The 19,075-nt window shown below is 40.5% G+C and carries 18 protein-coding genes; 5 read left to right on the top strand and 13 right to left on the bottom strand.

What is annotated here, in order from left to right:
* Nucleotides 1–10: 10 nt before the first annotated feature.
* The 7 genes from BLU80_RS09200 to BLU80_RS19540 form a co-directional block, all read right to left on the bottom strand.
* Nucleotides 11–691 carry a hypothetical protein gene (locus tag BLU80_RS09200; RefSeq protein WP_091397023.1) on the bottom strand — a complete coding sequence of 227 codons (681 nt, stop codon included), beginning with the start codon at nt 689–691 and terminating at the stop codon, nt 11–13.
* 49 nt (nt 692–740) lie between these two features.
* Nucleotides 741–3,305, bottom strand: a complete 2,565-nt coding sequence (locus BLU80_RS09195) for a TraG family conjugative transposon ATPase (protein WP_244518843.1) — start codon at nt 3,303–3,305, stop codon at nt 741–743.
* Between the two features lie 14 nt (nt 3,306–3,319).
* The gene (locus BLU80_RS09190) at nt 3,320–3,646 is read right to left on the bottom strand and encodes a DUF4133 domain-containing protein (RefSeq protein ID WP_091397020.1); all 327 of its coding nucleotides are present in this window, start codon (nt 3,644–3,646) and stop codon (nt 3,320–3,322) included.
* A 9-nt stretch (nt 3,647–3,655) separates the two neighbouring features.
* Nucleotides 3,656–4,189 (bottom strand): hypothetical protein, encoded by a 534-nt coding sequence (locus BLU80_RS09185; RefSeq protein WP_091397017.1) that lies wholly within the window; start codon nt 4,187–4,189, stop codon nt 3,656–3,658.
* A gap of 29 nt (nt 4,190–4,218) precedes the next feature.
* Entirely contained in the window at nt 4,219–4,572 is a 354-nt protein-coding gene (locus BLU80_RS09180; protein WP_139188116.1) for a hypothetical protein, read from the bottom strand.
* Nucleotides 4,573–4,604: 32 nt separating this feature from the next.
* Nucleotides 4,605–4,916 carry a DUF4134 domain-containing protein gene (locus BLU80_RS09175; protein WP_449371660.1) on the bottom strand — a complete coding sequence of 104 codons (312 nt, stop codon included), beginning with the start codon at nt 4,914–4,916 and terminating at the stop codon, nt 4,605–4,607.
* Nucleotides 4,917–5,041: 125 nt separating this feature from the next.
* Complete coding sequence (locus BLU80_RS19540; protein ID WP_170831192.1) at nt 5,042–5,215, bottom strand: hypothetical protein; 174 nt, start codon at nt 5,213–5,215, stop codon at nt 5,042–5,044.
* 355 nt (nt 5,216–5,570) lie between these two features.
* On the opposite strand from BLU80_RS19540, the gene BLU80_RS09170 reads away from it, so the two are divergent.
* Nucleotides 5,571–6,776 carry a toll/interleukin-1 receptor domain-containing protein gene (locus BLU80_RS09170; protein WP_091397011.1) on the top strand — a complete coding sequence of 402 codons (1,206 nt, stop codon included), beginning with the start codon at nt 5,571–5,573 and terminating at the stop codon, nt 6,774–6,776.
* A 75-nt stretch (nt 6,777–6,851) separates the two neighbouring features.
* Here the strand turns inward: BLU80_RS09170 and BLU80_RS09165 are convergent, their stop codons facing one another.
* Both BLU80_RS09165 and BLU80_RS09160 read right to left on the bottom strand, forming a co-directional pair.
* On the bottom strand, nt 6,852–7,418 hold the full coding sequence (locus BLU80_RS09165) for a hypothetical protein (protein WP_091397009.1): 567 nt from the start codon (nt 7,416–7,418) through the stop codon (nt 6,852–6,854).
* A gap of 94 nt (nt 7,419–7,512) precedes the next feature.
* Entirely contained in the window at nt 7,513–8,208 is a 696-nt protein-coding gene (locus BLU80_RS09160) for an AraC family transcriptional regulator (RefSeq protein WP_091397007.1), read from the bottom strand.
* A gap of 604 nt (nt 8,209–8,812) precedes the next feature.
* Between BLU80_RS09160 and BLU80_RS09150 the strand changes: the two genes are divergently transcribed.
* Entirely contained in the window at nt 8,813–9,652 is an 840-nt protein-coding gene (locus BLU80_RS09150) for an RteC domain-containing protein (protein ID WP_091397001.1), read from the top strand.
* Nucleotides 9,653–9,672: 20 nt separating this feature from the next.
* Here BLU80_RS09150 and mobC read toward each other — a convergent pair whose 3' ends face one another.
* The 4 genes from mobC to BLU80_RS09130 form a co-directional block, all read right to left on the bottom strand.
* Nucleotides 9,673–11,661: a conjugal transfer protein MobC gene (gene mobC, locus BLU80_RS09145; RefSeq protein WP_091396998.1), complete on the bottom strand. Its 1,989-nt coding sequence runs from the start codon at nt 11,659–11,661 to the stop codon at nt 9,673–9,675.
* Nucleotides 11,662–11,695: 34 nt separating this feature from the next.
* The gene (locus BLU80_RS09140) at nt 11,696–12,967 is read right to left on the bottom strand and encodes a relaxase/mobilization nuclease domain-containing protein (RefSeq protein ID WP_091396995.1); all 1,272 of its coding nucleotides are present in this window, start codon (nt 12,965–12,967) and stop codon (nt 11,696–11,698) included.
* A complete protein-coding gene (locus tag BLU80_RS09135) occupies nt 12,952–13,356 on the bottom strand; it encodes a hypothetical protein (protein WP_091396992.1) in 405 nt (134 codons plus the stop codon). Before BLU80_RS09135 ends, BLU80_RS09140 begins: the two co-directional genes overlap by 16 nt.
* A gap of 202 nt (nt 13,357–13,558) precedes the next feature.
* Complete coding sequence (locus BLU80_RS09130; protein WP_091396990.1) at nt 13,559–13,858, bottom strand: hypothetical protein; 300 nt, start codon at nt 13,856–13,858, stop codon at nt 13,559–13,561.
* A gap of 612 nt (nt 13,859–14,470) precedes the next feature.
* Between BLU80_RS09130 and BLU80_RS09125 the strand changes: the two genes are divergently transcribed.
* From BLU80_RS09125 to istB, 3 genes are all read left to right on the top strand, one after another.
* Nucleotides 14,471–16,123 carry an ATP-dependent nuclease gene (locus BLU80_RS09125; RefSeq protein WP_091396987.1) on the top strand — a complete coding sequence of 551 codons (1,653 nt, stop codon included), beginning with the start codon at nt 14,471–14,473 and terminating at the stop codon, nt 16,121–16,123.
* Nucleotides 16,124–16,495: 372 nt separating this feature from the next.
* Nucleotides 16,496–18,025, top strand: coding sequence for a DDE-type integrase/transposase/recombinase (locus BLU80_RS09120; protein WP_170831191.1), 1,530 nt, complete (start codon nt 16,496–16,498; stop codon nt 18,023–18,025).
* A 24-nt stretch (nt 18,026–18,049) separates the two neighbouring features.
* The gene (gene istB / locus BLU80_RS09115; protein WP_091396982.1) at nt 18,050–18,802 is read left to right on the top strand and encodes an IS21-like element helper ATPase IstB; all 753 of its coding nucleotides are present in this window, start codon (nt 18,050–18,052) and stop codon (nt 18,800–18,802) included.
* Nucleotides 18,803–19,075: the final 273 nt, after the last annotated feature.

Raw genomic sequence — 19,075 nt, 5'->3', positions numbered from 1 at the left:
TTTAGTTTATTTATTGAATACCATACATTTTTCTGGTGATCAGCTGATCCGCCAAATCCACGGCCCGAGCCAGGCTCAACCGTACATTACTATTATTAAAACTGCGTAAATCAGCCAGGTTCTTTTCTATATACTTACCCGCGTCGACGATCAGTTGCATTCGCTTCCCATCCGACATCTGTGTCGTGAGCATACTGCAGGCAAGCATCAGCTGGTCCAGATTCCGGAGGCTCTCGGTCAGAATACCCCCATAAACCCGGTACATCTGATTTAATTCCGCTACAGAAAAATGGTCATCATTTTTTAGTATTCCCCAGACACTATTATACTCACTCACCAACTGCACCTGCCGTTGAATAATCTCTTTCACCTTCCAATAGCTGGTCAGCACCGTTTTCACTTGCCACAACTGCCGGAAGTACTGATCATATAACGACTTTTGCCGCTCCGCCCAGCCAGCGATATCTTTTAAATGCAGTTTCGACATCGCATTTTCAATGACCTTCTGGGCATTTTGCAGACCAATGGTTTTATTCTGCATCCGCTGGATCTTAAGATCTATGGCCTTAATTGCCCGGTTGATCAGTCCGGAAATATTGCCAATGCCCGGAATGATCTGCGCCTGCAAATTGCCAGCTGACAGACTCAGCGAAAAGGCTAACAATAAGCTGACGAAATAGCTTCTTTTCATAGGAATTCTTTGTATTATTACTCACTTGTGTATTTTGTTACTATACAACCTAAGCCGTCCCCTCGCTTTTCATATCCGCCACCAGTGCAGCCAGGCCCTTTTTGATATCACCACCGAATTTTTCCGTATATCGCTTAACTTTGAGCTTATCCGTCTCTTCCGTTGAATAAGCATAAAACTCTTCCGGACTGGGCTCATACCGATAGACTTTCATCAGTTGGTTACCCAGTTCTATATAGACCTCCCGGTACCTTCTGTCCGGATCATTGGCTCTATTGATGGAAAGTACCAGGTCCCGTCCCTTATTACTCATCCCCAGCACCTCCTGTATCGCCTCAAACTTATTCTGGAACTTTTTCATGTCCAGCAGGATCTTGCAGTCTGCATTATTGATAATCGCTTCCTTAATAATCGGTGAGCTGATAATGTCATCAATTTCCTGTGTAACGGTCACCGCTTCCCCGTAATACTTACGTACTGTTTTATAGAGGTATTTCATGAACTCCGCCATCCCGGACCTGGCAATCGCCTTCCAGGCTTCTTCGATGACAATGACCTTACGAACACCTTTCAGCTTCCGCATCTTAGAAATGAACATCTCCATAATAATCAGGGTAATCACCGGAAACAAAATCGGATGATCCTTGACATTATCCAGTTCAAAGACGATAAAAGGCTGGCTCATGACATCCAGATTTTCCCTTGCATTGAGCAGATAATCGAATTCACCTCCTTTATAATAAGGCCGCAGGACATACAGAAAATTATCGATATCAAAGTCCCGATCCTTAACGCCGTCATTTTGCAGCTCCCTGACAAAAGCTGTCTGTAGATATTCATAAAAGCTATCAAAGCAAGGAAACACCGTCCCGGTGCTTTTTAAGAAGGTATAGTAACCACTTAACGCATTTGAAATGGCCACATATTCGCTGCGCCTGAAAGTCTCGTCTCCCTGCTTCCATAAGGCCACCAACAGTGTTTTGATACTCTCTTTCTTCTCCGTGTCCAGTAGCGCACCTTCCGGAATGTAAAAAGGATTAAAGGAAATAGGCTCCTCGTCCGTATAGGTAAAATAATACCCATCCAAAAGTTCGCAAAGCCCCTCATAGCTATGCCCCACATCCACCACAATGCAGTGCGCACCCTGACTGACATAACTTCGCAACAGATGATTCATAAACATACTCTTCCCACTGCCGGATCCGCCTACCACAATCTTATTGCGGTTAGTAATCATCCCCTTTTTCATCGGTTCGTCAGAAATATCCACATGGACCGGCAGGCCGCTTAACCTGTCACCGAGCCGGATACCAAAAGGGCTATCAGAGGACCGGTAGGCCGTTTCCATATTCAGAAAACAACTGGCCTGCTCTACAAACGTATCGAAGCACTCATTTTCCGGCATTGCCCCCTCATTGCCAGGTAACCCCGCCCACCAGATCTGTGGGGCACCTGCCGACTCCTGATAAGGGACAGCCCCCAGATGAGAGATAGCAGCAGCAACATTGCCACGAAGTGGCTTCAGGCCATCCCTGTTTTCAGTCCAGGCCAGCAAGTTAAAATGCGCCTTCACCGGCAGCCGGTTATCACCAATGGCTTCATTCAAATAATCAGCCGTCGCGTCTTTTGCAATACTATTTTCCCGGCTATAGGCAGATAAAGACTGGAGCCGTTTTCTTTTGCCTTCCAGTCGCTTTAAAGTCGTACTCGTATCAAGAATCCGGATATACTGATTATAAACATGGTTTACGGGTAGTAACAAGCCTACCGGAGCAGCAAATCCAACCGAAAACCTGGTCTTGTCCGTAGCATACTTCGTATAATCCATCACAGGACCACAGCCAGCAGGTAATTGCTCGACATCCGCCAGGGTAAAAAGCTCGGGAAAAGCTGCGCCGATTTTCCAGTCCGGTTTCAGCAGGATGTCCTTTAAAACAGGCCGATCATTTTCTTTCAGCAAAAAAAGATACCGTTCCAATAGTCCAGGCTTATCCGGGCCACCGGTAATCTCCGGGGAGAACACCCGCTTTATCTGAATCAACCCACTGTCAGACAGCAGTTTTTGAAATTTACCAACCGTCTCCAATAATTCCTGCATCCGCTTATTATCGAGAGCGCCTTTCGGGACAATGGATTTTTTCAACAAATTAGAAGCCGCAGAATTACCGGGGCGGCTTCCGCCAGCCGTCCAGGTGATAAACAGTAAGCTCTCGTGTTGTAAATACGGTCGTTCGTGGAAGAATCTTTCCCTACAGCCACTGATAAAATCATCACCATCATTACCGGCAATACCGTCCTGCTCAAAATCAGCCTTATAACCAGCCTCCTGAAACCAGTCCTGCTTATGCAGTGTCGTACCAGCAGGCAATATCCCAATCGCTTTTACCCAGTGCCCATGCAAAGCAGCATATTCAGCCCCGGAAAGAGAGAAGATTTCAGGTAAAGTCAGCCTGAAACAGACCGTGATATCACCATTTTTGGCCAAAATGCAATCATTTTCCACTTTCCAAAGGGGAAAGCTTTCATCCAGGGACACAAAACCATCGTCTGAAAGCCTGCTCCTTAAAAACAGGACTGCCATTACAATAGAAAAAACAACAACTAAAGGGATCATTATTTATCAGAAAATTATATGCGTGACTTCATCAAACGAAAGATCATCCTGGAACCAGGCCGAATAGCCTTGGGTAAGCGCCGCAAAGCGGAACGCTTCATCAGGCCAAATTGCCCATACCGACGATTGAGTTTAGAAACGGAAACAAAAAGGCCTGCACCAAGAAGCAAAATCAGGGAAAGACACAGATAAACCGGCGTACCACTAATATACAATACACAGAAGAGCACCAGTAAGACGGCCAATCCCACCGCCAAATAGTATATATACTGCGCCTTCAACCCCCTAAATTCAATAGGCCGGTTAACACCTTTGTTAATCTTAAATTGTAACGCTTGCATATCTAATGATTAAAATTGCCGCCCACAGTGATGACAGCAGGCCACCTTCCCATTCCTGCCTTCTTTCTGGCAACAATCCCGCTCACCAGCGAAACCGCCCGGCGACACCTTTGCCGTAAAAAGTTGAATAAAATAAAAGGTAGTGTCTGTGTCCAGCTCTGTGACAATAGCCTTCAACTCCTTTTGAAGCGGATACATTTTAAGCGCTAAATCCATATCATACCCATTCATCTTTGCCACTCCAATCGGATCCATCATGAGTTCAAAGGGCAGATGGACCAAAACAAGGGTATCGGGCACGCCAAAATCACTATCCAAAGGAGCATACAGTTCTATTGCCTTAGGATCATACAGAAAACGCCTTCCATGGGTCATTGGATCAGGATGCATTAAATAGAAGGGGAGATATTTACCATAATCCGCCACCGATCTTAACTGCTGCGCACGGATATCAACAAAAAATGGCTGTCCACAGATATTAATAACGGGCAAATGACCTACCAGCCTTCTGGCAATCAGCACCTTCAGCTCTCTTAATCTCATAAATTCAACTTTTAAATGCGCAACAATCTCTACAAACAACGACTCAATGGACTTAATGCCGCAGTCACCCGCTTAGGCGGTTTGGGTAAAGAGTCAGGAGAAAGCATCTCTAAGGGGATTTCATAACGTATCGCCATACCCTCCGGATCTAACTCCATCAGTGCAGGAAGGGTTACTACCAGGTGATCACCTAAATGGCCATTTATATACGATTTGTCCCAGGACCAACAACGGCTCTTTCTATTGTATATAAAGTAATAACCATTATTCTTCGAGTGGAATACACTAAAGGAGATGCAGTTTCCAGGGCTGTCCACCTGCCGAAGCTCTTCACGTTCCGCATCCACATAAAAATCCACTCCATCAATTTCTGCGATAGGCAATTCTCTTTGCATATGCTTATAATTTTAAAAGTTTAAACCTTAAAAAAGCTCTTCAGCACCGTTGCCACCACCACCAGGAAAATACAAGCCCCAAACCAACTGGAAGCCACCTTGGTTGTATCAGGCTCGCCCGCACTCCATTTATTATATACCTTTATCGCCCCAATTAGCCCAACCAACGCTCCAACTGCGTACATTAAGTCAATCCCCGTATTGAAATAACCTTTAATAAGACTTGTCGCCTGAGAGATACCCGCATTGCCATCTGCCTGAGCCATTACCATCTTATATCTCAATTGAAATAATCCGGTCATAAGGCTGTACAAAACCAGTTTTTTCTTCAAAGTGCTCGATTTTATAATTGAAAAAATATTACAACAATTAGGTGGTGGGCGGGAGAACGACCTTTCCTCACCTCAACCCCGTCCCTTCAGCATTCACCGCCCACCCAATAGGTTTAATTAAATAGTTATGGAGCATCTAATAGATCACCGTCTCCTTCCAGTTTCCGTCGAAGTTTCCTTTTTGTAAACAACCCCACAACCTCCTGTCTGAAATAAAGCGACAGAACCACCGCATAATAAACCGGGATAATAATGAACAAGTAATGCAGATAGGTGCCCCACGTGATTGACTGAAACATAAATTCTAAATTTTTTCGTTTGTGTTATCAACGGGGCAAAAGTGCAGCAGCTGAAATTAACTTTTTGCTACTATGGTATTACTAATAGAAAAAATGTGAGGGATCGATGCTCAAACAAAAAAACTGAATACAATTTATTAGTTTTGTTAACCAATCTATTTTCCCGTTAGGAAGGAATCACAAAAAGACATGACAACGGCTAAGTAGATAAAATGAAGATAAAAGACTATTCATCAATAAGATACATTAACTAACAAAGATTTCGTAAAATTCGATGATCAACTTAATGCAGTTCATATTAAATTTTGTGGTAACTTTTGAGCAACAACCAGTCTAAATTCAAAAATTAGCTTAAATGCAAAAAAATAAAATTTTCATCAGCCATTCAGCTAAAGACAAAGCATATATTGATTCCTTCGTGGAAAAAATACTTATATTAGGTTTAGAAATTCCGTCAACGAGAATTTTTTGTTCAAGTATGGAAGGCCAAGGAATAAGAAGCGGACAACATATCACGACAAAACTCCGCGAAGAAATAAATCAATCAGAACTTGCATTACTGTTCATATCCAAAAACTATAAATCAAGCGAAATTTGTTTAAACGAAGTAGGTGCAACATGGGCCACCCTAGCATCTGAATCCGTCATCCCTTTGCTTCTTCCAGACGTAGATTTCGGGGAAATCGGTGTCTTAAATCTCGGAAAAATTGGTGTAAGGATAAAGGAACGATCAGAAATTTTAAAGCTTATACAGGATTGTAGAGAACAATTAAATCCGGACTTAAAAATACAAAAACTCAGTGCCCAAGTTGATCGTTTTATAACCAGTGTTCAATCATTTATAGAGGAAAATAATATCCACACGACGACCACGAAAAATCAGCAAATTAATGAGTGGGATCAATGTTTTACCTATACTTTATTTCCATTTCACGAAATAATCAACAAATCAACTCCGACATTACCGGATGGCATACACAATATCACAGACGCAAAAACACAAGATCAAATATTTATGGAATTAAGCAAGGGAACTTTTTTAGAAAATTTGTGGTATAAGCATTCAGAAGGAGACTTCTATGTGGAGAAACTACGCAAACTTCCGTCTGGAAACTGGTTACTGTCACAGGCTAACTGGGAAGTAAAGATCAGTGATATGTGGGTGTCAAAAAATATAGAGCTCCAGTATGAATTTATTCTATTTCGCTCTGAAAAGCAAGAGCCATATAATATAAATTCAGATATTGGAGGCTCTAGTTATAATGTAGCTATTTTAAATGATGGAACCATAATCAGTAACATCGAATACCAAAACAGTTATGCTGTTATTAACGGGCAAACAATTAATACGACTGATTATGATTCAAAACCACGATTTAGAGAAGATGAATCGCACTGGACCTTCTTTGTTTCAGATTACCATAAGGCGGGTTATAACCCGGATGAAACTATTGAATTTTGCAAAAAAATAGATAAAGGGGAAATCAACATAAACCAACAAACTATAATGCAATTTTTGAGCAAACTCAAGAATAATCCAATAGTTACCAGGTGGAGATAAAAAACCGATGCCCATAACAATGGCTTACGACTTAAATAATTCGGCACATTATCGATGCCTGTCAGAATTCTAATGTCAGTTAAACGATTTCCCAGAGAGCGCCTTCAGCATAGCTTCCTCGGCCGCAAACCGATCACCATTTTTTAAATCCAATAAAATCATTTCATGCCTTACTCTACTAGCTCCAGCAAAGAGCGATATCTCAGATGTAGGCAATTGAATAGTTTTCTGGTGACCTCGTTCAAAATAAAAGACTTCACCCGGCCGAAATTGAGCGCGAACGCTTTCCCCTATATTTAAAAAAAGCAAACTCTTCATTTCATCTAGTTCTAAATTTACTCCGGCGGCCACCGGAACTTCCATATCAATTTTCCAAAATGAACATTCCGAATTCTCTACCTTCTGTCCTAATAGATCAACGCTGTTGAAGACAACGCTCCACCTAACTACATCAACATGCTTAATTAAAGCTTCGGATAAAGACTCAGGAACGGTATCTACAAACGAAACTGGTTTCCCATCAATTTTTATTCGCAACTTTTTATTCATAAGATTTACATTTCTATAAATATCATTTTTAAATTGTCTAAAGTCATTTTTCAATAATTTACCATGTATTTCCCCATTGACCTTTGTTCTCATCCACAAATTTCACTAAGTCATACCTTACAGGATTGTCCAATAAGACAACTATTACAAGTTAATATATATTTGGTTGCTGATCAATATCTTCTGTCTAATCTAAATTAACCCCCATTCGCTTTCTATAGTCAGAAGGAGATTCCTCAAACAGCTTCCTAAATGCCTTGTCAAAAGCCGCTGTATCGCCATAACCGACATCCAACGCAATATCCTTCATAGAATCACTGGTCGTAAGTAGTCTTAATACCCCCTTCTGAATCATTCCGAGCTGCCAATAGTCAAAAGGAGTATAACCCGTTACCTTCTTAAAATTGACCTTGAACTTTGTAGGACTCATATTCGCCATCCGGGCATATTGAAGAATTCCCCTGAAACTATCCTCCTCTATTGTTAATAATCGTTTTATCTCATTCAATTTCCTTAAAGTTTCTATTTGGCTATCAGTCAAACCACGCCTCTGCTCGATTTCAGCTTTCCACAAAAGGATCTGACCAAGTAGAATCTCTCCTCTTCTATCCAATAACAGCGGGGATAATCCGTCTTCTGTAACATGGTTCATCATTGAATATGCTGAGTCCAATATAGCGCCGTTGGGAAAGATATCCTTTCTAAATAGAGATAACTCCCGACCTGCATAATAATCATTAAGGAAAGGGTAAACAAGTTCCGGCATGATGAGGGCTAACTTCTCAAAAATTTCAGGTTTGAAATGTACATCGAAAGATTTGTAATGACAGCCCTTTTCAAATTTGACCTCATTATCCATCGCCAGGCAATGGTCGAGGTTCATCTCAAATGCCTTGATCTCAGACCATCCGTAAGGGCGTGGACGACGCTCAATACTGCTTTTCAGATGCAATCTAAACTCCAGGCTTCGATAGTTCAGGGACGCCCAAGCGGTGAAACCGTTCAAAATATCATAATCGTTCAGTCACATATCGAATAGCGGTCGAAACTTCCCCTGAAATATCATATTTCCAAAACCACCAATAACAGAAGCAATTTTCCCGTCCAGGATAAGTGGACCATTAAACGATGTATAAGGGCCTTTAATCCAATCAATGTACTTAAAATTATCCGTCGTAATAGAGAACCACTCTTTCATAATCATTTTTTGTTTAAATAGTTATCAAAAAAGTCTTAATGGACAAGCAATTCTACTGTATAGCACCTAATATCGCAATAAATTTTAATTTAATTTAATTGCAATATATAACTTAAAGATATGATTAATATTACATAAAGAGTAGAAATACACAAATTTTCTTTAATAAATGAATTTATACAATCGAATAATTACCGTTTCAGCTGGCAATCGAATGCATAAAACATGGGCCATTACAGGTCAATTTTAAGTCATTAAGTAAAACCAATTTTAAATTAAAAATCAAACCATGGATACAACAGCAAAACTAATTTTTATGGAAATGGCAGAACAGATCAATAACATCCGGCCAAACAATATCTTAGAACGAGCGGAATTATCCTATAAAATAGTAAAGGAATCGGTCAGAAAGCTGAATGACTCTATGGAACAATATACTTTTAAAAACCAGGAAGAAGAAATCCGCTACTTCAAATACATCCGGCCCCAACTATTAAGAGAGCAGATCTATTATGCCGAATTGTACTATCTTGAATCCCTAAAACCCAGCAAAGATAAGCAGTCCATAGAGCAGTACTTAAATGATCACTTAAAGTATAACAATCAATATTTTGAAAGAAATCGAACCTTCTACAACTATTACCGCAGGGGCCAAACTCACCAGGATCAAGTTCTGTTTGTCAGTATGACCGAATCAGCCCTTTTGCCTACTGAAGGAGCCATAGAAAAAGACAGCTATCTTTCTCAAGGCCACTCCTATATATTAGCAAGACTTCAGGCCCTTGAAATTCTAAATAGCTATATCCAAAACGAAATAAATACATTGAATAATCGCTCCCCATCCTACAAAGAACCTGGGGAGTTAACCTGGACAGCATCCAAAGTTGCCCTTATAGAACTCTTATATGCACTTGCATCTATCGGCGCATTTAATCACGGAAAGGCCGATCTAAAAACAATTATAAATACCTTCCAGGAAATGTTTTCCATACATTTAGGCAACTATTATGCGGTAATTCAGCAGAATATAAGAATCAGAAAGAAAAATCGGACCGCCTTCCTGGATAGTTTAAAAGAATACATGGAAAGACGAATGGATGAAACAGACGAAAATCCCAGGTTTACATGAACGAGTTAGATTTTAAGTCGTCAATCCTCGTCCTGAACGACCAAGAGCCCCAACAGTTCAGGCGTATTCATAATTCTTTCCATTTCGGATTCTATAAGTGAAAATACCTCATTTTTAATGCGTCGGTAGTTCGCATCAACATCTGACTGTCGAATTTGGCGCACCATCGGGATCGGGAGATAACGATCCTGCTCAGCTTTCAACGATTTGTGGTCATTCTGGATTTCACTATGGAATATCTTCAGCTTTATCTTTTGGTCCGGATTATCCGCGACAGCCCCCACCATCTCCCCTGAAGACAGGGAGGATATTTTGGAGACAGGAATAGCCGTAGCCAGCTGTGTAGACCGGCTAATGGACGTGTCCGTTGCATTAATCGAAAAACTTTCCCTTTCCTGCATAATCTGGCCAAACCGGTCAGAAAGCTGCTTTGCCGTATCACCGGTCACTTGTCCAGAGATTACATTCCCCACAATACTGGAGATAACATCCGCCTGCTCCCGCCCATAATCCTTGCGGAGCTGCGAAAAATCCTGCACACCCAGGCAGGTAGAAACCTTATTGCTCCTGGCAGTCGCAATTAAACTGTCCACCGCATTAAAATAAATCGTAGGGAACTCATCAAATATCAGACTTGACTTCAATTGATCCTTTCTATTTACCAATTTAATCATCCGGGCCGTATAAAGGGATAAAACAGCCCCATATACCTGTTGTTTCAGATAATTATTGCCCATACAGATAATCTTCGGCTCTTTGGGGTTATTCAGATCCATTGTAAAATCATTACCAGACAACACATAATAAAGCTGTGGAGAAGCCAGCCGGGCCATCGTAATTTTAGCAGAGCCAATCTGCCCCTCTAATTGCGGCATCGCCCCATTAACAAAGGCTGTTACAAATGGGTTGATCAACACCTCTATTTCCGGCTCCGTCCGTAAAACAGGAAAAAGCCGCTCGTAATTTACCTGCATCAGTTCAATCACATGCGGCAAAGTACAGTATTTACCCTCCCTGTATTTCCTCAAAAACCAGATAATAGCCGTCACAAAATTAATGGGAGACTCCACAAAAAAATCACCAGTTCTCCGGATCCAGTCCCTGTTAAGTCCCAACATAATCGTCCTGGACGACTCTGTAGCGTCCGTTATATCTGTCATCGTCTCAGGATCCAAAGGATTACACCGGTGCGTAAGGGACAAATTATCAAAATTGATCACATAAAATTTGGGCTCAACCTGATACCTATGTTTATTCTTCAGGAACGTATTGTAAGCGATAAGTGACAAATCATCGAATTTAAAATCATAAATAAACATCGTGAATCCCTTGCGGATATGCTGCGTAATGATATGCCGGATCACAAAATAGCTCTTCCCCGAACCTGGCGTCCCTGCGACCAGAATACCCCTGAACGGATTAATTATATTGATCCAAGACCGCCGTAATTTGCCCTTCAAGTTATAAACTGCGGGCAAATTGATGGAATATTCATTTGTCAACAACCTTTCCTCCTGGGGAAAGGTCTCTTGCAGACTGTTGAATATATCACCAGCCAGCTTATCACTTAACAATCTGGAAAGTAAAGCACCACCATGTAAGATGCATAAAAATCCCACACTCGTCACTCCAATATAAAGAATCGCCAGTAGATTAAGGGGTGCATTTACAATTAATATAAAGCGACTTCCCCAGTAAAAAACAAGCCCAACAGACAAAAAAAGCAAAATGCTACCGGGAAGTAACTTCTCATCTTTCTTGCCCTTAATCCCCAAAAGAGAAACCGATAAACAGACAAGGGCAGCCAACTTGGATACATAAAAATGATCAAAAAGCCCCGTTCGTCTTAAATTACCTAAGACTTCCAACACAACAGGATGTGTCAAATGCCAACCTTCAAAAGCCTTATAACAATATACGTAATAATGGAGGCAGAGTAGTAATATGGCGCACTTCCTGGTAAGGTCCGTAATTTTCCTCAACCCCTCCGTATTCTCTCCTGTATGCATAGCGTCCTCCTATTATATAAGTTTACAAATGTGATTACCTCGATAACTGCATTTTTCTCCTTTTCTTTTTATCAGGCACGAAGTCACCCACCTCATGTTCATCATAAAATAAAGTATCCACCAGGGTCTCTATTACAGGAAGGTCCAGGCCAGGAACACTGTTTACCGCATCTTTATTTACGGCGGCCTCAGAATCTCGGCTGTGCATATTATCAGAAGATTGAAGCACCGTTCCATCTGGAACCGGCAAAGTTTTTTTATGCTGCAATGCTTCCAAGAATGCCTTCGCGCTATACTTTTTACCCAGATCACTACCATTAAAAACAGCCCTTGTGGTATTGTCAATAAAAGTCACTCCGAAGATATTACCTTGGATATTTTTTCTGAAAATGACCCGTATTCCTTGATCATGGAGACGTTTTTCAATGTCAGCCAAGCCAGAACTCCTCTCAAGTGCCTTATCCAGTATATACTTCAATCGCTGGCCATAGGGCTTGCGACTCATCTTATTCCCCACAAATAGCTTCTTTAAATTCTTAAGCGTCGGGCTACTATAAATAGAACTGGCCTTAATGGGAATCCCCACCTTTTGTTTGTCCTGATCCAATAATCCATAGATCAATCCTCCATTATTGTGCATAGGACTTCCGGGAACACCGCCGTCCACATATACCCCAAACTGGTTTAAAACAGCATTTAATTCGGTCAGAGAACAAAATTTGTAACTTCCCACGACCTCTCTCACAACCCAGCTGACCGCCTTTTTGGTTTCTGCCTTTCCATAAACAACCCTTTCCAATGGGACGGCTTTTATCTCAAAACTTCGCTCCACTTTCTGATCTTCCGCCCTGATCAACCCATAGGTCACCTCTAATTCTTTCCGCGTTTTCTCCGATTTGGTTTTGCCAAGATTATGTGTTTCAATCCGCTCGCCACCATTTGCAATATTTACTGTGGCAATATGCAGATGTGGATGAGCCGCATCAAAATGCTGATACACTAAAAAAGGCTGTGCACCAAATCCAATCCCCTCCATATACGCCTTGGCTATCTCGATCAGTTTGTCGTTATCCAACCTGTCCTTAGGAGAAAAATTCAGGGTGATATGCAGCGTATTGGATTTCGTCCGGATATTCTGTCTAGTAAATTTTTTGAAAAAATCCACCTTATTTCTGAAGCTAAGCATATCAGACTCCATAGGAAATCCGCTAGCAAAAAGTAGCCGGGCTGCAGACGCTTCCACCTTCTTTTCATTGTAAACAAGTACCCCTCTAATTGACTTTCCCGTCTCTATTCTGGCAACCATTTCTGCGCAATTTTGGTAATAAGATCAAAAAGTTCCTTTATTCTTAAGTCAACTTCCTGGTATAACAAAGCGATTTCCCGGGCATTCATCAGCATCGCATCTGGCCACCTTTGAACATGAAAACGTTTCGTTACCTGATTAATATTTACACCAATTGACAGCAACTCTCTGCGAATGTCAGCAAGCTCCAGCATCACTTTATCCAAGGTTTTATCATAATATTCAAGTGTAATTTTCCGGTTTTCCAATATATGTCGAAACAATTCGCTCATTGTTTTTATGCTGGAATCCGCCATCATTTTCCGAAACTCCTCATACTTTTTCTCCCTAATCCGGGTGCTCACCACCCGCATGCGCCCGACAACCTTACCTCGTTTCTTTCTTATCATCCGTAACAATTATTAAAAAAAATCAAGTACAAAAACCCGACTACGAAGGGTTTTGCTCCACGCCCGCCGACTACGGAGGCGGGGAAAGATGGAATGTTGTAAACATTCCTACATCTTGCTGAGGCCCACAAAAACGGCCTCAGCAAGCCCCAACGTTAAATACATTAACACTACATCCAAAAAAGCATAAAATCCCGGCCACTTATCTTCCAGATTCACCAACAAAAATCTTCGGACTTTCCATCCCATACTTGCGGATATTCTCCTTCAGTTGAAGCCACAACCCCGTCATATAATCCGCCAACTCCATCACCTCGTCCAATGTCAACCGCTGCGGATTTTGAATTTTCTGTTCCGCATTCGGATCCATCGGCAAGGCCAAAATGTTAGGAATATTCCCTTCCCCCACCTCCAATGTCTTACCAATACTGATACTGTTTCCATAGAGTGTCATCTGTTTTCCGGTGCTAAATTTCAAGGTTCTTCTTTTAAACTCTGCCATATCTATTCTTTAAAATTAAAAATTACAATTTAAATCCAGTCGTACAAGTACTAGCTCCTTGCTGGAACCGAAAAATACTACAAGAGAGCTGCCACCAGCCATAAGTGCAAAATTTCGATGAATTCCTTCGGACCAGCAGCCAACTAGGTGAAATCGCAACCGCTATTTGATCCGACAGGAGACTCATGCTCCGCTTATAATAGAAAAGCAAATGTGCAATCCTTGAATTTAAATTTTTGCTACTTTGATGTTACTAATAGATTAATCAGACAAACTCGACTTTATTAACTGTTTTCAAGATAAATTTTGGTCGGAGGAAACTCATCGGAAGCAATGGCTATCAGATTAAAGAAAACATTTAATAACCTAAATCCCAAAAAAATTATAAGTAAAGCTGTTTTATTCTAACTTTTACAGAAATGTACTGGATTCCAACTTTACTGTGTTGTTACTGGAACATACAATCACAGAAATCGTCGAAAATAAATTTTGCAAATATTAAATAAACATCATACCTTAGTTACTACTGAATAGGAAATCGTTGAGGTATTAATTGCCTCTTATTTAGATTGTACAATTTAGAAACATCATACCACTGCAACCAAATTACTAATGCACATTAACAAAATTCAAATAGAGAATTTCAAGAGTTTCCAAGGCACATTTAATCTTTCTTTGAATAAAGGCTTAAATATTCTTGTCGGTGACAATGAAGCAGGAAAGTCCACTATTATTGAAGCAATTCATCTTGCTTTGACGGGGTTATACAACGGCAAATATCTGAAAAACGATTTATCACAATATTTATTCAATAATCAAGTCGTATCCCAGTATCTTCAGAGTTTAGAACCTGATAAAACAGCAAGTCCTCCACCCAAAATTCACATTGAAATATATTTAGAAGGCGACGATATAACAGAATTTGAGGGAAATGGAAATAGTCAAAAGGAAAATGTTTGTGGATTTTCATTTAAAATCGAATTCGATGAAAACTACCAGAAGGAATACGAAGAGCTGATTAAAGTCGGAGAAATTAAAACTTTGCCAATAGAATACTATAATGTGTCATGGACAAGTTTTTCTAGAGACGAAAACGTCACACCCAGGACAATTCCAATCAGGTCAGCTTTAATCGATTCATCAAGTAGCAAACATCAAAATGGTTCTGATATTTATATTTCACGAATTGTCAAAGAATTCTTAGACTCGAAAGAAATAGTAGAGATATCTCAGGCTCACAGAAGAATGAAGGAATCGTTTATGGGCGAAGACGCAATCAAAAATATCAATAATAAAATAGAAACTGCCTCAAAAATATCAGATAAAAAGATTGAACTTTCTGTTGAATTGTCATCGAAAAATGCCTGGGAAAACAGCTTGATGACATATTTGGATGATGTTCCATTTCATTATATTGGAAAAGGAGAGCAATGTTTAATAAAAACAAAACTGGCATTAGGCCACAAAAAAGCAAAAGAAGCTAATGTAATATTATTAGAAGAGCCAGAAAATCATTTATCGCACACAAAGCTAAATCAATTAACCAGTTATATAAAAAACGATAGCGGGGAGAAGCAGATCTTAATTTCAACCCATAGTAGTTTTGTGGCCAATAAGCTGGGTCTAAAGCATTTGATCTTGTTAAACGAAAAGAAGACTGTAAGACTTAATCAATTGCAACCAGATACCTACGACTTTTTTGAAAAGCTATCAGGTTACGACACCTTGCGAATGATTTTATGTAAAACGGTCATATTAGTAGAGGGGGATTCTGACGAACTTGTTGTCCAAAAAGCATTCATGGTTGCAAATAACGGATCACTTCCAATCGAAAAAGGCATAGATGTAATCTCAGTCGGAACGTCATTTTTGAGATTTTTAGAAATCGCAGATAAAATTGGAAGCAATGTTACTGTCATCACTGACAATGATGGAGATGTCGATGCTTTAAAAAAGAAATATGAGAATTATCTTGGGGAAAGGGCTAGACCTAATATTAAGATATGTTTTGATCCAGATGTTGATATAGGTGAGTTAAAGTTAAATGACAAAAAATACAATTATAATACACTTGAGCCCAAACTTTTGAAAGCAAATAATCTAGAAGTACTAAATGAGATTTTTGGATCAAATTACACTAATGACGATGAATTAAGAGGTTTTATGAAAGCCAATAAAACCCTATGTGCAATGAAGGTATTTGAGACCTCAACAACATTAAACTTTCCAAAATACATCTTAGATGCTATCCAAACAGGCCAATAATAAGCTTATCATAGCAGCCGCCGGATCAGGCAAAACAACATTTCTTGTTGAAGAAGCCTTAAAACAGATAGATGTAATAGGTAACCAACAATGCACCGTTTTCGGAAAATAGGAATATCCTGTTTCGGTAAATAAGAATGCACTGATTCGGTAACTGATGTTCCACTTCGGTAAATAAGAATGCACCGTTTTGGTAATTTGCCGGCCCATTTCGGTAATTAAAAGTGCACCGTTTCGGTAAATATTGGCCCATTTCGGTAATTAAGAATGCACCGTTTGGGCATTTATGGCTCTTTGTTAGACATAATCAGTTAATAACCAACATTTTTGCACTTCACAAGAAGCATAAAAATGTGCATTAAAAAGAAGATTATGTATTACAAAGTACAAGAGCTCAAGAACAAAGGAATGAGCTTTTCCGGCATCAGTAAGGTGCTTGGGCTTAACAAGCGAACCGTGATGCGGTATTGCTCTATGACAGATGAAGCGTTCGAGGCATTTATCGCTAAAACCAAGTCGAGATCCAAACTATTATCAGCCTATGAGACCTTCCTTGTTAAACGACTCCAGGAGGCTCCCCTGGCCAGTGCAGCGCAGGCCCACGACTGGCTAAAAGAAAAGTTCCCGGACTTTCCTGTTGTCACTCAAAAAACGGTTTACAATTTTGTCATGGCCATAAGGCAGCACTATAACATCCCCATTGAAAAGCCATCAAGGGAGATGATGATGGTTGATGAGCTGCCTTACGGTAAACAGGCACAGGTAGATTTTGGTGTGTACAATATGACAACAGAAGAAGGTAAGCGAAAGAAGGTCTATTTTTTTGCAATCGTCCTTTCCCGCTCCCGGATGAAGTATGTATTTTTCCAGGACAAGCCCTTTACAACCAAAGCTACCATTGAAGCCCATGAAAAAGCGTTTGCCTTTTTTAACGGCATCCCGCATGAACTGGTTTATGACCAGGACAGAGTCTTGTTGGTATCTGAAAACAATGGAGAATTAATACTTACGTCGGAATTTAAAACCTACGTCCTATCACATAAATTAGGCCTCCATTTTTGCCGAAAAAGTGACCCTCAGTCAAAAGGCCGTACAGAAAATTTAGTGGGTTATACAAAGCACAACTTTTTGTATGGCAGAAGATACAGCACTTTAGAGGCATTACAACAGCAAGCCGTTGCCTGGCTGGACAGGACTGCAAATATCAATAAGCACAGTGTTACCAACCTGTCACCAAAAGCAGAATGGGAGAAGGAAGTCTCCTTTCTCAGGCCATTTATATCAGCTCAGGTAAGTCCTGCATTTGAACAGCGAACAGTTCGCCAGGATAATACGATCTGCCATAAAAGTATATACTATTCTGTGCCGTCCGGCACTTATAGAGAGGGGGCTGTTGTATTGGTTGATGAAAAGGACGGTATACTCTCCATCAGGCCAATACAGGGCAGTGAAGTCTGGACCCATGAAATTCCCAAAGATAAAAGCAAAAAGAAGGTTCTCAATAACAATCACAGAAGGGACACAACCCTTAAGATAGCAGAACTAAAGCAGGCAGCTGCAAAATTGTTCCCAGATAGTACAGAAGCATCTAAATTCCTTGATTTAGTACATAAACAATATCCACGTTATGTCCGTGACCAGGTAACAGGTATAATGAAAGCTATTGAACTTTACCCGCCCGAAATCACTGGACTGGCATTAGCTGAGTGTCTGAATATGAAGCAATATAAACTCTCTGTATTTAAAGAGACGCTTCAGACGATAAATGCAGAAAACGCACCTGTGCCAAAACCGCTGCCCAAAGTAATCCCAATACTGAAAAATAAGGTTCAAGAAAAAGCGGATATCCAACCTGCACAAAGAAGTCTGGACGTCTATGACTCACTTATTAATAAAGCTTAATCCAATTATAACTAAAGAAAAATCATGAAACAGATAGGTAAAATAAAGGATCAATGTAAACAGTTGCGTATACCAGCTATTGCTGACTGCATAAATGCAATAGCGGATCAGGCGGCCTCTGAGAATATCAGTTACCTGGAATTTGCCGCAAGACTATTTAATGAAGAAATAAGGGCCAGAGAGAAGCGCAGCCTGGATAGAAAGATAAAAGATGCCCAGCTGCCCTTGAGACACGATTTAGAGATATTTAACTGCTCTCTTGTAGAGGGTATCTCTCCTGTGCTTTTGGCACAATTAAAAGAGCTGAGCTGGATCGACCAGGCAGAGAACCTGGTTATAATGGGACCTCCCGGTGTGGGGAAAACACTGTTATCCGGAGGATTATGCCACCAGGCTATCCTAAAGGGCTATAGCGCCTATTTCAGGAGCATGGATCAACTTATGACAACAATATCCAGAAAGGATACCAATCGCTCTGCAGCCATTGAATACAGACGGCTGACAAAGGCAAATCTGATTGTAATCGATGACATCATGATGGTGGAACCAGATGCAAGAAGGTCAAACGCCTTTTTTCATTTTATTAATGATATTTATGAAAAAGCATCTATCGTAATTACGACCAATAAATCCCCAAAACAATGGGTGGAAAAGTTAGGCGACGAAGTCCTTACGGCAGCTATACTGGACAGAGTCCTTCATCATGCAGCAGTCATCAAGCTGGATGGACAAAGCCAGCGTAAACTAAATAGAAAAGGAGGCCAGCGTTTACTATAGCCCCCCTTTTAGCCCTATACCAATGGCCCTCCTTACACGAGGGCTATTTTTTTATCCAGATGGCAGAGAGTATTCCTCTCCAGGTTCCTCCCCAGGATTGCCTGTATCCGCTTCCTCACTGCAATGCAAAGATAATCCGTAATGATTATAAACAGGGAATTACAGAATATTTTATACGTGATTTTTTTGTTGGATTTTAAAAGAAAAAGTACCAAAAAGAAAAACAGCGGTATGGGCTATGCCCATACTTTTAGTGCAGGGCTACGCCGCTGC

The organism is Arachidicoccus rhizosphaerae (genome assembly GCF_900107765.1).
GTDB classification, from domain to species: Bacteria; Bacteroidota; Bacteroidia; order Chitinophagales; family Chitinophagaceae; genus Arachidicoccus; species Arachidicoccus rhizosphaerae.
Note: the sequence above shows the minus strand (reverse complement) of the source record. Positions and strands in the feature narration are given on the sequence as shown.

Excerpts from the sequence above, each read along its gene's own strand:
- BLU80_RS09200 (WP_091397023.1), bottom strand. The coding sequence starts at position 691 with ATGAAAAGAAGCTATTTCGTCAGCTTATTGTTAGCCTTTTCGCTGAGT.
- BLU80_RS09195 (WP_244518843.1), bottom strand. The coding sequence starts at position 3,305 with ATGATCCCTTTAGTTGTTGTTTTTTCTATTGTAATGGCAGTCCTGTTT.
- BLU80_RS09190 (WP_091397020.1), bottom strand. The coding sequence starts at position 3,646 with ATGCAAGCGTTACAATTTAAGATTAACAAAGGTGTTAACCGGCCTATT.
- BLU80_RS09185 (WP_091397017.1), bottom strand. The coding sequence starts at position 4,189 with ATGAGATTAAGAGAGCTGAAGGTGCTGATTGCCAGAAGGCTGGTAGGT.
- BLU80_RS19540 (WP_170831192.1), bottom strand. The coding sequence starts at position 5,215 with ATGTTTCAGTCAATCACGTGGGGCACCTATCTGCATTACTTGTTCATT.
- BLU80_RS09170 (WP_091397011.1), top strand. The coding sequence starts at position 5,571 with ATGCAAAAAAATAAAATTTTCATCAGCCATTCAGCTAAAGACAAAGCA.
- BLU80_RS09165 (WP_091397009.1), bottom strand. The coding sequence starts at position 7,418 with ATGAGAACAAAGGTCAATGGGGAAATACATGGTAAATTATTGAAAAAT.
- BLU80_RS09160 (WP_091397007.1), bottom strand. The coding sequence starts at position 8,208 with ATGAACCTCGACCATTGCCTGGCGATGGATAATGAGGTCAAATTTGAA.
- BLU80_RS09150 (WP_091397001.1), top strand. The coding sequence starts at position 8,813 with ATGGATACAACAGCAAAACTAATTTTTATGGAAATGGCAGAACAGATC.
- mobC (WP_091396998.1), bottom strand. The coding sequence starts at position 11,661 with ATGCATACAGGAGAGAATACGGAGGGGTTGAGGAAAATTACGGACCTT.
- BLU80_RS09140 (WP_091396995.1), bottom strand. The coding sequence starts at position 12,967 with ATGGTTGCCAGAATAGAGACGGGAAAGTCAATTAGAGGGGTACTTGTT.
- BLU80_RS09135 (WP_091396992.1), bottom strand. The coding sequence starts at position 13,356 with ATGATAAGAAAGAAACGAGGTAAGGTTGTCGGGCGCATGCGGGTGGTG.
- BLU80_RS09130 (WP_091396990.1), bottom strand. The coding sequence starts at position 13,858 with ATGGCAGAGTTTAAAAGAAGAACCTTGAAATTTAGCACCGGAAAACAG.
- BLU80_RS09125 (WP_091396987.1), top strand. The coding sequence starts at position 14,471 with ATGCACATTAACAAAATTCAAATAGAGAATTTCAAGAGTTTCCAAGGC.
- BLU80_RS09120 (WP_170831191.1), top strand. The coding sequence starts at position 16,496 with ATGTATTACAAAGTACAAGAGCTCAAGAACAAAGGAATGAGCTTTTCC.
- istB (WP_091396982.1), top strand. The coding sequence starts at position 18,050 with ATGAAACAGATAGGTAAAATAAAGGATCAATGTAAACAGTTGCGTATA.